This is a genomic window from Ahrensia marina (assembly GCF_001293565.1).
Taxonomy (GTDB): Bacteria; Pseudomonadota; Alphaproteobacteria; order Rhizobiales; family Rhizobiaceae; genus Ahrensia; species Ahrensia marina.
The window spans coordinates 218107-230749 of record NZ_JXMU01000001.1; the positions used below are offsets into that span (position 1 = coordinate 218107).

Annotated in this window: 15 protein-coding genes, 1 tRNA gene and 1 other RNA gene; 2 read left to right on the plus strand and 15 right to left on the minus strand. The window is 51.9% G+C overall.

Going from position 1 to position 12643, the window contains the following annotated elements; translation table 11 throughout:
• Nucleotides 1-20: 20 nt before the first annotated feature.
• Genes SU32_RS00975 through mraZ form a run of 4 tightly spaced genes read right to left on the minus strand, consistent with a single transcriptional unit; the run spans nucleotide 21 to nucleotide 3597 of the window.
• Nucleotides 21-1718, minus strand: a complete 1698-nt coding sequence (locus SU32_RS00975) for a peptidoglycan D,D-transpeptidase FtsI family protein (RefSeq protein ID WP_245625466.1) — start codon at nucleotides 1716-1718, stop codon at nucleotides 21-23.
• Between the two features lies 1 nt (nucleotide 1719).
• Nucleotides 1720-2100 (minus strand): cell division protein FtsL, encoded by a 381-nt coding sequence (gene ftsL / locus SU32_RS00980; RefSeq protein WP_053997442.1) that lies wholly within the window; start codon nucleotides 2098-2100, stop codon nucleotides 1720-1722.
• Nucleotide 2101: 1 nt separating this feature from the next.
• A complete protein-coding gene (gene rsmH, locus SU32_RS00985) occupies nucleotides 2102-3145 on the minus strand; it encodes a 16S rRNA (cytosine(1402)-N(4))-methyltransferase RsmH (RefSeq protein ID WP_053997443.1) in 1044 nt (347 codons plus the stop codon).
• Nucleotides 3142-3597 carry a division/cell wall cluster transcriptional repressor MraZ gene (gene mraZ / locus SU32_RS00990; protein WP_053997444.1) on the minus strand — a complete coding sequence of 152 codons (456 nt, stop codon included), beginning with the start codon at nucleotides 3595-3597 and terminating at the stop codon, nucleotides 3142-3144. Before mraZ ends, rsmH begins: the two co-directional genes overlap by 4 nt.
• 477 nt (nucleotides 3598-4074) lie before the next feature.
• Here mraZ and SU32_RS00995 point away from each other — a divergent pair, with 477 nt between their 5' ends.
• On the plus strand, nucleotides 4075-4662 hold the full coding sequence (locus tag SU32_RS00995; RefSeq protein WP_160316276.1) for a transglutaminase-like cysteine peptidase: 588 nt from the start codon (nucleotides 4075-4077) through the stop codon (nucleotides 4660-4662).
• 57 nt (nucleotides 4663-4719) lie between these two features.
• On the opposite strand, the gene rnpB is transcribed toward SU32_RS00995, so the two are convergent.
• The 10 genes from rnpB to SU32_RS17375 form a co-directional block, all read right to left on the minus strand.
• Nucleotides 4720-5114: RNase P RNA component class A (gene rnpB / locus SU32_RS01535), an RNA gene on the minus strand.
• A gap of 58 nt (nucleotides 5115-5172) precedes the next feature.
• Entirely contained in the window at nucleotides 5173-6324 is a 1152-nt protein-coding gene (locus SU32_RS01000) for a Gfo/Idh/MocA family protein (RefSeq protein WP_053997446.1), read from the minus strand.
• Nucleotides 6325-6391: 67 nt separating this feature from the next.
• On the minus strand, nucleotides 6392-6604 hold the full coding sequence (gene yacG, locus SU32_RS01005) for a DNA gyrase inhibitor YacG (RefSeq protein WP_053997447.1): 213 nt from the start codon (nucleotides 6602-6604) through the stop codon (nucleotides 6392-6394).
• Nucleotides 6604-7233 carry a Maf-like protein gene (locus SU32_RS01010; protein WP_053997448.1) on the minus strand — a complete coding sequence of 210 codons (630 nt, stop codon included), beginning with the start codon at nucleotides 7231-7233 and terminating at the stop codon, nucleotides 6604-6606. The genes yacG and SU32_RS01010 overlap by 1 nt, the downstream gene beginning before the upstream one ends.
• A gap of 21 nt (nucleotides 7234-7254) precedes the next feature.
• Nucleotides 7255-7473, minus strand: a complete 219-nt coding sequence (infA, locus tag SU32_RS01015; RefSeq protein ID WP_018688439.1) for a translation initiation factor IF-1 — start codon at nucleotides 7471-7473, stop codon at nucleotides 7255-7257.
• Between the two features lie 122 nt (nucleotides 7474-7595).
• Nucleotides 7596-8081, minus strand: a complete 486-nt coding sequence (locus SU32_RS01020; RefSeq protein WP_211097651.1) for a UPF0262 family protein — start codon at nucleotides 8079-8081, stop codon at nucleotides 7596-7598.
• Between the two features lie 29 nt (nucleotides 8082-8110).
• Nucleotides 8111-9409: a histidinol dehydrogenase gene (gene hisD, locus SU32_RS01025; RefSeq protein WP_053997450.1), complete on the minus strand. Its 1299-nt coding sequence runs from the start codon at nucleotides 9407-9409 to the stop codon at nucleotides 8111-8113.
• A 20-nt stretch (nucleotides 9410-9429) separates the two neighbouring features.
• Nucleotides 9430-9867, minus strand: a complete 438-nt coding sequence (locus SU32_RS01030) for a DUF2948 family protein (RefSeq protein ID WP_053997451.1) — start codon at nucleotides 9865-9867, stop codon at nucleotides 9430-9432.
• Between the two features lie 98 nt (nucleotides 9868-9965).
• Nucleotides 9966-11255 carry a UDP-N-acetylglucosamine 1-carboxyvinyltransferase gene (gene murA / locus SU32_RS01035; RefSeq protein WP_053997452.1) on the minus strand — a complete coding sequence of 430 codons (1290 nt, stop codon included), beginning with the start codon at nucleotides 11253-11255 and terminating at the stop codon, nucleotides 9966-9968.
• Between the two features lie 179 nt (nucleotides 11256-11434).
• A complete protein-coding gene (locus SU32_RS17375; RefSeq protein WP_211097646.1) occupies nucleotides 11435-11596 on the minus strand; it encodes a hypothetical protein in 162 nt (53 codons plus the stop codon).
• 148 nt (nucleotides 11597-11744) lie between these two features.
• On the opposite strand from SU32_RS17375, the gene SU32_RS01040 reads away from it, so the two are divergent.
• Nucleotides 11745-11819: transfer RNA gene (locus SU32_RS01040), tRNA-Thr, on the plus strand.
• Between the two features lie 62 nt (nucleotides 11820-11881).
• Here SU32_RS01040 and SU32_RS01045 read toward each other — a convergent pair.
• Nucleotides 11882-12640, minus strand: coding sequence for a flavodoxin family protein (locus SU32_RS01045; RefSeq protein ID WP_053997453.1), 759 nt, complete (start codon nucleotides 12638-12640; stop codon nucleotides 11882-11884).
• Nucleotides 12641-12643 lie beyond the last annotated feature (3 nt).

Here is a 12643-nt window from a genome sequence, read left to right on the forward strand (position 1 = left end):
CTGTTCGGCTTATACGCTGCTTAATACGACACTTGTAAGGCCTCTCGGTCCGTATAAAATTTTGGCTGTATACCAAGCAAAGAAGCTGACCGGCGAATAATCGCCTCAACCATCGGCGCAGCGTTCAAACCGGCTGTCGCACTATAATTGCCTTCTTCGGGTTTCGGCTCATCAATAATCGTTAAAATCACATATTCAGGGTCATCGATCGGAAATGCCGCCAGAAAGGCATTGAAGCGCACATCATTGGAATATCGTCCATTGACAACCTTTTCAGCCGTTCCTGTTTTGCCGCCCATATAAAAACCTTCAACCTCAGCATTGCGGCCCGATCCCTGCTCCACATTCAAGCGGAAAAGATAGCGCATTTCGGCACTTGTTTTGGCCGAAATCACCTGCTCGCTGATTGCATCGGCCTGCTCTTTCGTGCGCGGCAGGAAGGTCGGATTGATCAGCTTGCCGCCATTAACAAGTGCGGCAGCCGCCATCGCTGTCTGCAGCGGTGTTGTCGTGACACCGTGACCGAAAGAGATCGTGATAGAGTTCAGCTTCTTCCACTCTTTAGGCTCAAGCGGCCGTGCGGTTTCCGGCAATTCGGTTTTCAGCATGTCCAGAAGGCCAAGCTTTTTCAAAAACGCGCGATGCCCGTCAATCCCAACAACATCAGCCATTTTCGCTGTGCCGATGTTGGAAGAATAGATGAACACTTCCGGTACAGTCAGCACGCGCTTTTTGCCGTGGAAATCATTGATCGTAAATCGCGCGATCTTGATCGGTTTACTTGCGTCGAAACGGCTGTTTAACGTGACTTTGCCGCTGTCGAGCGCCATGGCGGTTGTAAACGCTTTGAACGTCGATCCCATTTCATAGGTACCGGCCGCCATACGGTTCAGCCGGTCCTTGTCATTGGCGTTAAACGGATTGTTCGGATCATAATCAGGGACCGAAGACATGGCGACAACTTCACCGGTATTCGCATTTAAAATCACGGCACCGGCGGCAATGGCTCTGTATTTTTCCATCGCACGCACCAGTTCGTCACGCACAATGTGCTGAACACCCGCATCGATGGACAATTTTACCGGCGGCAGTTCGGCAGAGACATCAAGCCCCAATTCCTGCAATGTGCCGACGCCCTGATTGTCGATATATTTTTCAATGCCGGAAATACCGGCATTATCAATATCAACAAGGCCGAGAATGTGAGCGGTATTCGGCCCGCCAGGATAGAATCTGCGGGTTTCGTTTCGAAAGCCGATGCCGGGAATACCCAGCGCCAGAACCTGTGCCTGCTGCTTGGGTGTAATTTCCCGGCGCAGCCAAACAAAACCGGCGCCCGATGACAGCTTTCGATGCCATTCCTTATAGTCCACATCCGGTAAAACGGTCGATAGCGCCTCAACGGCTTCATCCGGATCAATAATGCGGCGCGGCTCTCCATAAAGCGACGCGACACGAATATCGGACGCCATAATGACACCATTGCGGTCAACCAAATCTGGCCGCGCGGCCATATTGCGGTCAACCGACCCATAACTGCGCCCTTGATCAATGTCGGTTAGGCCATATTGAACAAGCCGCCCGCCAATAACGCTATAAACCGCGATAAAGCAGCCCATGGCGATAATGACGCGGTTTCTGCTCGACGCAGCAGAAATTGCCGGTTTTCGGTGCTGTTCAACAGACTTTAATCGCGGTTTGATAAAGGGAAATCGCATCTTAATTGCCTTGCCCCTCTTCAATAGAACCGGTTTGCAAATCATCAATCGCTTCGCCTGCGATAATGTCTCCGATACCGTCACCCGGTGTAAAAACAGGTACGCCCGGCAACTCGTCAGCAAGAATAAGCTGGTTCGAATCTGTCACCCGCAATCCCAGTTCCTGCTCGTAGCGCTTCACAAGCCGCTCAAGGCGTGACGGATGGCTCAAAAATGCCCAGTCGGCTTTCAAAAGGTCGATCGTCTCGCGCTCAAGAGCGATCTTTTTCTCCAACTCGCGAATTTCAGCAAGCTTCTCCTCGGCTTCATGTTTAACCTGATAGGTCCATGTTGCAGCCGCAATCACCAGCCCCAGAAACAAGAGATTTATCCAGCGCATCATTTCAGCGTCTCCGTCGCAATGAATTATTTGAACCGGCGTCTTTGAAACGCGGCCAAGGCAGATTAGGAAGTTTGAAAATCGAAAAATCGAGATCGTCGCGCTGGCCACCTGTGCGCGTGCCATGGCGCAATTTTGCCGACCGCGCACGCGGGTTAACGCTGGCTTCACCCTCGCTTGCACTCACCATGGCTTTGCCCTCAATCGCGTAAAGCGATTGCGAAGGCGCTGACGCAGGCAAAAAGCGCGAACCGCCAGCATTGCCGGTCCGGTCCTGAAAATAGCGTTTCACAATTCTGTCTTCGAGTGAGTGGAATGTGACGACGACGAGCTTGCCCCCGACCGCCAAGACCTTTTCAGCAGCATAAAGCGCATGCGCCAGCTCATTGAGTTCATCATTGACGAATATGCGCAAACCCTGAAATGTCCGCGTTGCAGGGTGGATTTTGTCGCCGTGTTTTCGCGGCATCACTTTTTCAATATGCTTGGCTAGTTGCAATGTCGTTTCAAATGGTGTGTCTTTGCGTACATCAACAATCGACTTTGCGATCCGGCTGGCCTGACGCTCCTCGCCTAAAATACCAATAATGCGGATAAGGTCGTTGACCGCAAACGTATTGACGACATCAGCCGCACTGATACCTGATTGCGCCATGCGCATATCAAGCGGTCCGTCAAAGCGGAACGAAAAGCCGCGCTCGGCCTGATCGAACTGCATGGATGAAACACCGATATCCAGAACAACGCCATCAACGGATCCGGGCTCGAAATGCGTGTCCATGGAAGAAAACGGCGCTTGAATAAGAGACAATTGTTCTCCGCGCTCCGATAGCAGAGCCTGTGCATCGGCAATCGCATTCGGGTCCTGGTCAAAACCGGTGACACGCGCACCGCAATCCATAATCGCTTTTGAATAACCGCCCGCACCAAAAGTGCCATCGATTATATGTTTGCCATCATTGGGTTCAAGCGCTTCCAGCACTTCTGGCAACATAACAGGAATATGGGGCGCTTCCGCGCTTGACGGATTATCGGTTTTACCGGTCATGATGCTTGTTTCCCCGCATCCTGATTGCGTTTTTCCAGCAACCGTGCGCGCACCTGTGCGCGATGATCGGCAAACTGCTCTGGATCCCACATCTGGAAAAACTGTCCGCGTCCCACAAATGCGATCTGGTCCTTGATGCCCGTATGCTCGCGTATGAAATCCGTCACTTGCAGACGCCCCGACCCATCCACTTTGAAAAATGCGCCATCGCCATGGCAAAAGATCGACATATCGTCTGACGAGCGCAAAAACGGATCGTCCAGCGCTATTTTTTCTTCGTATTTTTCCAGCAGGTCCATACCGCCCGCATCGATTGCGGGCATATCGATGGATTGCAGAGCGTAAAGATCGCTCAAACCCTTCAATTGCAGCACGGAGCGAAATTGCGCCGGAACGGAAACGCGTCCCTTGGCATCGATCCGGTTGACCGCATTTGAAAGAAATCGCTCCATCAGTTCCACTTGCCACACTTGCCGCCCGCAAAGCGTCCGTTAGAAACGCAGGCAAACAACCTTCCCCACACAGCCGGCACCAATTGAGAAATTTCCAAAAACTGGCAACGCCTGCAACAAACAGCCTAAACCCTTGCGGCACTGCGTTCAGCTCGGGCAAAAAACCGCTTTGCGGCTGGCTCGCGACTGGCGCGTTCCGTACCAAAAACTGAGAAGCACATGACTGAAAACCGGGCAAATCAAGCTGCCTCTTGGGGTAACATGGGCGATCATGGGCGTCAACGGGAATAGCGTGTTTTAGGCACTCCAATCGACGTCCAAACGAATCACTAGAATTGCGCGAAATCCATTTATTATTGGTTAACCATGAGGCGAAAATCGCCGGATATCTTAGCCATTATGACAATATTGCATCCGCTCACATTTCTGTTACGCTTTGTAATGTCGTTGGTGGGGACTAACGTGGGGGTTCAAAAGTTGAAATTTGAAATGCGTATTGCGGCAGCAGCAATTGTTGCGGTCATAGCTGCATCTGTGCCTGCATCAGGCAAGACATGGCTTAAAACAGGCGGCGTATCAAAAACACCTTTCGGTCATTATGAATATTGCAAACGCGGCGGCCGTCATTGCGGCTCTCAAAGCGCCGTTGCGCCCGCAAAAATGTCCGAAAGCCGTTGGGCCAAAGTCCGCCGCATCAATACTGCGGTCAACAAACAGATCAAACCGGTGCTTGATATCAACAGTCGCGGCGTCAATGAATATTGGGAAATCCCGAAAAGTCAGGGCGATTGTGAGGATTACGCACTCCTGAAACGTTCAAGAATGATGGCGGCCGGCTTTAAAGGCTCGCAATTGCCTCTGACAAAGGTTCGCCTGCCGAACGGCCAAGCGCATATTGTGTTGGTCGTGCGCACCAATCAGGGCGACTATATGCTTGATAATTTGAGCAACCGCGTCCAGCCGGTGAGCAAGGTGCGTTACCGCTTTTTGAGTATGCAGGCTTCCAATAACGCCAATAACTGGCTGACGATCCGCGGCAAAACAAGAACCGCAGCGCTACATTAAATCCACTGCACTAAACGTCTGGCCGGTCCGCAATTTTGCGGACCTGTCTGCGGTAAGTGTGTCAGTTGGCCTGTAAGCCGGGTTCTGTATGGCGCTGAAATCAGCACGTGGCGACCATTCATCTGGGACGCATATTGCTATACGCCTCGTGCAACCTACCCGGATGACTCGCGAAGAGCCGCGCAACCGAAGTTGACGCCATCCCTATTCGGTCTTGCTCCCGGTGGGGTTTACCCTGCCATGACTGTTACCAGCCATGCGGTGCGCTCTTACCGCACCCTTTCACCCTTACCCTCCTGATGCGAACATCTTTGAAGGCGGTTTGCTTTCTGTGGCACTTTCCCTAAGGTCACCCTCGCCGGACGTTATCCGGCACCGTTCTCTGTGGAGCCCGGACTTTCCTCACCGCACGCCTTTCGGCATTGATACGGCGCGGCCGCCCGGCCAACTGACACAAAGGGTCTGTAAACGCAGTGCCAAGCGGACGCAAGCCGGACTTGGTACCGGCACTTATTGTGAAAGCGATGAAACCATCTCGTAGCGGCCATTATGATCGGCAATGCGATTCAGTACCAAGGCAGCTTCGGTAATATGAAGCGCCTCGCGGGCCAGTTGGTCCGGTGACTTCCCCTCGCCTCGCGCAGCAAGCCTGACCGCATCAATACCTGCCGCAAAATCAATGCGTGACGGATAGGCAGGCAGGTGATCATCTTTGCCCGCCTTATATTTCAATCGGGAACCCGCGTGAGGTTTTGCCGCCATAAAGCGGCCACGCAGCGCTTCAAGCCGCCTGAAAAGCCTGAATATAAAGGAAAGCGGTTGATCCTTACGCTCCACAAATATTGCCGATGAATGGTCCCACAAATCGGCAACGGTCAAGGTGCCGTCCTCACCCATAATGGTCAAAGAGCGGTCTTTCGGCGCACAAAGCCCGCATGTCAGCCGCGCAATGACGCCATTTTCAAACTCCAGAACTGCCGTCGAAAAATCGGGCGCCATGTCGGCGGCGGCAATCTCAACGCCCTTATCCATAAACAAGGTCGCGGACATGCCTGTGATACGTTTGATTGACCCGAACAAGCTAATCAGCCAGGACAGGCTGTAACCTGCATGTTCCAGCGTGCAACCGATCTCGAACTCATGTTTGCCGGGCCATGGCGCACCGCTCCAGCTGCGCCATTCCTGCCATTTTTCACGGAAAACCGCTCCGTCTTCCATTTCCGCATAGACAAGCTTGGGTTTGCCGATTTTATTTTCCTGAAGCGCCTTACTGGTTGCTTTAAATGCGTCTGAATATGCGTTGGCTGGCGCGCCCGCTAGAACCAGCCCCGCTGACTGAGCCTGCGCAACTAATTTGCGCGCATCATCAAGATTCATTGCCAGCGGTTTTTCGCAATAAACATGCTTGCCCGCAGCCAGCGCGGCTGAGACGATATCGTAATGCGTCTCCGGTGTTGTCAGCACTGCAATCAATTCAACAGTTTCGTCTTGCAAAACCGCATCCAGCGACGCATAGGGTTTGACCGAATAATAATCACAGAACTGCGAAAGCCGGGCCTGATCAATGTCGAAAACACCGGCAAGCTCAAGCACATCCATATGCGCGAGCGTTTTCATGTAATAATCAGCAACGAACCCCGTGCCGATAATGGCAAACCGCATTGAAAACTCCTGTTTTGCGGAACGCTACAGGAAAAGCGTTGAGATGGCGTTATCAAGTCGTAGGCGATTAATCTTTCAGGTCGGGATTAAAATCCACGGCCTCATAATCATCTTCATCCGATAATTGCGGACCGGGAATGACGTAAGAACCGGAAAGCCAACGGTTCAAATCAACATCTTTGCAACGGGCAGAGCAAAACGGATAGGTTGCGCGCGCACTGTCACGCGAACATTCCGGACATTTGACTGTTGGACGCAGCGGTTCGACTTTCGAAGACATCAGTTTGCTCCGCTTAGCCAGTTAAAATGCACGTCGAACCCTTCATCTTTCAGCAGCTTGGTTGTCTGATAAAGCGGCAAACCAACAACATTGCTGTAAGAGCCGACCAGTTTGACCACAAATGTGCCCGCCAAACCCTGAATCGCATAACCGCCAGCCTTGCCGCGCCATTCGCCCGACGCAAGATAGGCGTCCATTTCATCGCGCGGAATACGCTTGAAGCGCACTTTCGTCTCAACAACATTGGAGCGCGACTTGCCTTTCGGCGTTATCAGGCAAATGCCGGTATGAACCTTGTGCGCGCGGCCGGAGAGCATCCGCAATGATTGCGAGGCTTCGTCCAGCAGTTCTGCTTTTGGTAAAATATTGCGGCTGACCGACACCACCGTATCAGCGGCCAGAATGTAAGTGTTTTCGAGTGTTTCACCGTCTTCGCGCATAATTTCAAGCGAACGGTGCGCCTTATCATAGGCCAGACGGCGCGCCAGCGAACGCGGATGTTCAGCGCGTTGCGGCATTTCATCAACATTAGCGGGAAGCAATCTGTCCGGCTCAATACCGGCCTGCGCCAGCAATTCGACGCGGCGGGGCGAACCTGAGGCAAGGACAAGTTTTTGAAAAACACTCATTCAGTGTGTTCGCCCGAAAAATTATTTGAAGCGATAAGTGATACGACCTTTGGTCAGATCATACGGAGTCATCTCAACAAGCACCTTATCGCCTGTGAGTACACGAATACGGTTTTTACGCATCTTGCCGGCAGTATGCGCAATGATCTCATGATCATTTTCAAGCTTCACGCGAAATGTCGCGTTCGGCAATAATTCCGACACAACGCCGGGAAATTCCAAAAGTTCTTCTTTTGCCATGCTTTAGTCAGCACCCTTTAAATATTTCAGTTTGGACGTATTTGTCCGTGTTTCACGTTCATCTATAACATGAAACACGTTTTGAACAGATAAAATGATCAATAAGGCCAATCGGTTCCCCGTTAGCCTTTCCAATGCAGAACGCATACAAGCGTAAATAAACGCCGCGCTGTATCAAAATCAACAGCCACTTTGCCATTCAAACGCTGCATCAGGGTTTCAGAACCCTCATTATGGACCCCGCGCCGCGCCATATCAATAGTCTCGATCTGCGCTGTTGAGGCGGTCTTGATCGCTTCATAATAACTTTCGCAAATCATGAAGTAATCGCGGACAATACGGCGGAACGGCCCAAGCGACAAAATATGCGTTGCAACTTCACTGTCATCCTTGTCCAGCGTAATATCAAGCACCAGCTTGTTGTCGATGACAGACAGTTTCAGCTTGTAAGGCCCTTCGACAACATCATCGCCAACCGGCCGGAAATTGTTTTTCTCAAGCACATCGAAAATCGCAACGGCCCGTTCATGCTCGACATCAGGCGTAGAACGGCCAATAGACTGGCCGAACGTTAAGTCGGTCAGACGATCATTGGTACCAAATTCTATTTCACCCGAAGACATATTGCCCGCGCTTTCTAGAGATTCAATCTTATGGAAACCGAACGTCCGTGCGCGTCCAGCCCCTCGGCCTCAGCCAAGCGAATAGCAGCAGGACCAAGTTCACGCAATTGATCCGGCCCAAGCTTCAGCAATGACGTGCGCTTCATGAAATCAAGAACACCAAGGCCGGACGAGAACCGCGCTGAGCGTGCCGTAGGCAAAACATGGTTTGAACCGCCCACATAATCACCGATCACTTCCGGTGTGTGACGCCCGATAAAAATCGCGCCCGCATTGCGCACTTTTGCCGCCAATGTATCGGCATTTTCACAGGCAAGTTCAAGATGCTCTGCCGCAATCCGGTTGATGAGCTTCAATGTCTGATCTGAATAAATATCGTCCACATTGATAATGGCGCCAAAGTCCTGCCAGCTGGCAGTGGCGATTTCACTACGGTCAAGCGCTTTTAGCTGCCGTTCGACAGCGGCACTAACAGCCTCGCCAAAAGCGGCATTATCAGTAATCAAAATAGATTGCGCACCGCTGTCATGTTCGGCCTGCGCCAAAAGATCGGCCGCCACCCAATCAGGGTCATTATCCTTATCGGCAACAACGAGAACCTCTGACGGACCGGCAATCATATCGATGCCGATTGTTCCGAAAACTTGCCGCTTGGCCGCCGCGACATAGGCATTTCCCGGACCAACGACTTTGGCCACAGGTTCGATTGTTTCAGTGCCATAGGCAAGCGCAGCCACAGCTTGCGCGCCGCCCACCCGATAAACTTCCGTTACACCAGCCAAATGCGCTGCCGCAAGAACCAGCGGGTTCAGCGCGCCGCCGAGTGAGGGCACAACCATGACAATGCGTTCAACCCCTGCCACGACAGCAGGCACAGCATTCATTAAAACAGAGCTTGGATAGGATGCCGTACCACCTGGAACATAAAGTCCCACGGCCTCAACCGCTGTCCAGCGGGAGCCCAGCTCCACCCCGATTGGATCTGTATAAAGATCGTCTTTCGGCAATTGCCGCTCATGGTGCGAGCGGATGCGATCACGCGCCAGTGTCAGCGCTTCAATTGTCTCGTCATCAACGCCTTTAAGCGCCTCCGCAAGTTCTTGCTGCGGCACACGCATAGGCGTTTCATCATAGTCCAGCTTGTCAAATTTCAGCGTATATTTTTTAAGTGCCGCATCACCATTTTCGCGCACATCATCAATGATTTCGCTCACGGTTGCGTCAACATCAGCAGAAACCTCACGCTTCATCCCCAAAAAGGATTTAAAGCGGGTCTCGAATTCGGCATTACTGGCGTTCAGAAAAATAGGCACACGGCACTCCGGTTTAAAATTTATGCCAAAGGATGACGCGGCTTGAATTTCGTTTCCCACGCAGAGCCAAGATCATTTAAGCGAACTTCGATACATTCAACATCAAGCTGAAGAACAGGTCCGTCCGAGAAAACAATCTCGATAATGCCAGCCGGTGGATTATCAGCAGCAAACTGCACGCTAAGCAAAGACAAAACCTGCTTGTCGCTGCCGCGCTGTATGTCGCGGGTGCGTACAGCATTGACACCGGCAAAGGTTAGCACAGAGCCATGGCGCTGGTAGGTACCTTTACGCTCACTATGCGCGGCATCCCAAGAAAAGCGGTTTAATACCAATGAAAACTGGCGCTTTGCCGGTGAATAATCGAACATAGCGGGCTTGCAGACAGCGTCCTGCACATGTGCGGAAATGACCGCGAGGTCCGCACCATCCATAGCTATGAGTTTTAGATCGGCCATCCCCGAGCCTTTATATAATTATTTCAAACTATGCCCTAATACGGCAAATGCTGCATTGCAACATACAGTCATATTTCCGCATAATCTGCAAGCCTGTCTTAGTGCGACATACGTTCAACTTCGGCGCCGCAAGCCTGCAATTTTTCTTCCAGACGTTCAAAACCGCGATCAAGGTGATAAACACGGCTGACTTCGGTCACACCTTCGGCGGCAAGGCCCGCAATAATCATGGTTGATGACGCGCGAAGATCTGTCGCCATAACTTGTGCGCCTTTCAGCACTGGCACACCGGTTACGGTTGCCGTCTGGCCGGAAAGGGAAATATTCGCGCCAAGACGCGCCAGCTCGGCGACATGCATGAAGCGGTTTTCAAAAATCGTTTCCGTAATATGTGAAACGCCGTCCGCTTTTGTCATCAAGCCCATAAATTGCGCTTGCAAATCGGTTGGAAAACCCGGGAAAACCTCCGTCTTCACATCGACCGGCAGCAAACCATTGCCGTTTCGGCGCACGCGCAGACCGGCATCTTCCTGCGTGATTTCCATGCCGCTGTGGCGCAATGTTTCAAGCGCCGCTTCAAGCAATGATCCATCAGCACCGGCAAGCAGAACATCGCCGCCCGTCATGCCAACCGCCATGGCATAGGTGCCTGTTTCAATCCGGTCGGAAATAACACGGTGACGCGCACCCGAAAGCGATGTCACCCCCTGAACAGTGATCGTTGTTGTGCCCTGACCGCTGATTTTAGCGCCCATGGCATTCAAACAATCAGCCAGATTGACGACTTCCGGCTCACATGCCGCATTTTCGATGATTGTCTCACCCTTGGCCAGTGAGGCGGCCATCAACATGACATGGGTGGCACCAACCGACACTTTCGGGAACTTGTAATGTGTGCCGACAAGACCGTTCTTGGCGGTCGCATGGGCATAACCGTTTTCAACGTCGATCTCCGCGCCAAGAGCTTTGAGCGATTCGAGGAACAGATCGACGGGCCGTGTGCCGATGGCGCAGCCGCCGGGAAGCGATACAATCGCCTCGCCCGTGCGGGCAAGCAATGGACCCAAAACCCAAAAGCTCGCACGCATTTTGGACACAAGTTCATAAGGCGCTTTAACATCGACAATATCACGCGCTGTAAAATGCACCGTACGGGCATAATTTTGCCCTTCAGCGCGGCGACGACCTGTCACGGCATAATCAACGCCATGATTGCTCAAAATGCGGATCAACTGCTGAACATCAGCAAGGTCCGGCACATTTTCCAGTGTCAGTGTATCATCCGTCAACAAGGATGCGATCATCAGCGGTAACGCTGCGTTCTTAGCGCCGGAAATCGGAATAATTCCGTTCAGCTTATTGCCGCCAACAACTCGAATGCTGTCCATAATTTATTTCCGCAAGAAATGCGGCCCCAAAATTGCAGTGGTCACCATAAACCACATCTATTTGTCCTAGCGCGTGGCTTTAGACCAACAAATAGGTTGGTTCAAGGCAAAGCAAAGATCAATAATGTCATTACAAGCAAAGCACGATAAACTTAATCAAGTCTTCGTGACACTTGGAATTACTTTTTATCCTCTGCTTTTGCTGCTTTGATGCCGTCGCGGCGCGCATCACCCTCACCGGCACGCCGCGCGCGTGCCTGACTCTTGCGCCGCGCTAGATTGGCACGCAATTGTTCTGCCAGCCGTTTGGCTTTTTCTTCTTTTTTCTTTTGGTCACTCATAACTGGTCTCAAATATGGTATTCGAGGGCCAAATAAAAGCCTTTCTTTGCAAAGCCGCTCAACTATGTGCAAGAGAGTTCAAAACCATCTTGCAACAGGGTTTGCCTTGTGGCATTAGCCCCGCACCCGCGATGATATCGCCTGCCGTGCTGCGGTAGCTCAGGGGTAGAGCACTCCCTTGGTAAGGGAGAGGTCGAGAGTTCAAATCTCTTCCGCAGCACCATTTCTCTAAACGCTTCAAGAAATCACATCGCCATTTGGAGCAGAAGCTTATTACGTCCGCCTTTACTGCCGGTGTTCAGGATTTTCATAGTCAAACCGGCAGCCTGCTTTCCACGCATTGCGGTCATTGCCATGATTAGGCAAGCCGCCGGCATCTTTGAGCATCCGGGCCGTATGCATGAGGTTCCATGTCATTATCGTCGCATTGCGCTGGGTAAAATCATTGTCAAACCCTGCCGGTTCGCCTTCAACATCATCGCCATAGGATGGCCCCGGCCCCGCCTCACCGATCCAGCCGCAGTCAGCCTGCGGCGGTATCATATAACCAAGATGGCCGAGCGCATATAAAATGGTCATCGCGCAATGTTTAATCCCGTCCTCATTGCCGGTAATAACCGCACCGCCCGTCTTACCGTAAAATATGCTTTGCCCTTTATCGTTCAACATGCCGGACATCCCGTAGAGCCGCTCGATCAGCACACGGCAGAGCGAGCTTTCTTCACCAAGCCAAATCGGTGTGCCGATAATCAAAATATCAGCGGCCGAGACCTTCTCCCAAAGCGTCGGCCAGTCATCGCGGTCCCAACCGTGTTCGGTCATATCCGGATAGACACCATAGGCGATCTGATGCGAAGCGGCGTGAATATGATCAACCTCAACGCCATTACGCGACATGATTTCACCGGCCACAGAAAGCAGCAATCGTGTATGCGATTTTTCTTCTTCGCGTTTTAAACTGGTGTTGAAAATAACCGCCTTCAAATCCGAGAAATCGGTTGTGTTATCATCGCATTGCTTTGACTGGATTTCATTTAAGGCCATAAT

Bases quoted from the DNA above. Each gene is read 5' to 3' on its own strand.
- SU32_RS01045 (WP_053997453.1), bottom strand. From the start codon at position 12,640: ATGGCCTTAAATGAAATCCAGTCAAAGCAATGCGATGATAACACAACC.
- murA (WP_053997452.1), bottom strand. From the start codon at position 11,255: ATGGACAGCATTCGAGTTGTTGGCGGCAATAAGCTGAACGGAATTATT.
- yacG (WP_053997447.1), bottom strand. From the start codon at position 6,604: ATGTCTTCGAAAGTCGAACCGCTGCGTCCAACAGTCAAATGTCCGGAA.
- SU32_RS00975 (WP_245625466.1), bottom strand. From the start codon at position 1,718: ATGCGATTTCCCTTTATCAAACCGCGATTAAAGTCTGTTGAACAGCAC.
- SU32_RS01030 (WP_053997451.1), bottom strand. From the start codon at position 9,867: ATGGCCGATCTAAAACTCATAGCTATGGATGGTGCGGACCTCGCGGTC.
- mraZ (WP_053997444.1), bottom strand. From the start codon at position 3,597: ATGGAGCGATTTCTTTCAAATGCGGTCAACCGGATCGATGCCAAGGGA.
- SU32_RS01010 (WP_053997448.1), bottom strand. From the start codon at position 7,233: ATGAGTGTTTTTCAAAAACTTGTCCTTGCCTCAGGTTCGCCCCGCCGC.
- rsmH (WP_053997443.1), bottom strand. From the start codon at position 3,145: ATGACCGGTAAAACCGATAATCCGTCAAGCGCGGAAGCGCCCCATATT.
- ftsL (WP_053997442.1), bottom strand. From the start codon at position 2,100: ATGATGCGCTGGATAAATCTCTTGTTTCTGGGGCTGGTGATTGCGGCT.
- SU32_RS01000 (WP_053997446.1), bottom strand. From the start codon at position 6,324: ATGCGGTTTGCCATTATCGGCACGGGGTTCGTTGCTGATTATTACATG.
- infA (WP_018688439.1), bottom strand. From the start codon at position 7,473: ATGGCAAAAGAAGAACTTTTGGAATTTCCCGGCGTTGTGTCGGAATTA.
- SU32_RS17375 (WP_211097646.1), bottom strand. From the start codon at position 11,596: ATGAGTGACCAAAAGAAAAAAGAAGAAAAAGCCAAACGGCTGGCAGAA.